We start from the raw sequence: 309 nt of genomic DNA, 5'->3' as shown, positions 1-309 counted from the left end.
ATTATAAGCTTGATATGAATAATTTTCTATAAAACGATGACAGCAGGTTTTACAATAATATTGCTGTTTATTGTTTTTTGTTCTCCCGTTTTTAATAACCTTTTTCTCTTTACATTTTGGACAATTTATAGTATCACTAACTTTGAAACACAAGGTGGCATTTTTACTCATTTTAGTTCATTTAAGGCAATATTAGAATAAAAAAGATGAGCAGTATTGCTCATCTTTAAATTATTTTCTTCTATTATTTATTCTATTTCAATAGGTTATAATTCTGAAATTTTATATCACTAAATTTGAAACACTACC

General features: G+C 24.6%; 1 protein-coding gene. It reads right to left on the bottom strand.

What is annotated here, in order from left to right; genetic code table 11:
• Positions 1–171: IS1 family transposase (locus NHF50_RS15605; RefSeq protein WP_308219331.1), on the bottom strand; the 171-nt coding region annotated here is incomplete at its 3' end.
• Between the last annotated feature and the right edge of the window lie 138 nt (positions 172–309).

The organism is Flavobacterium sp. NRK F10 (assembly GCF_024054235.1).
In the GTDB taxonomy this organism is placed as follows: Bacteria; Bacteroidota; Bacteroidia; order Flavobacteriales; family Flavobacteriaceae; genus Flavobacterium; species Flavobacterium sediminis.
The sequence above is the reverse complement of the archived record's forward strand: the minus strand, read 5'-3'. Positions and strand labels throughout refer to the sequence as shown.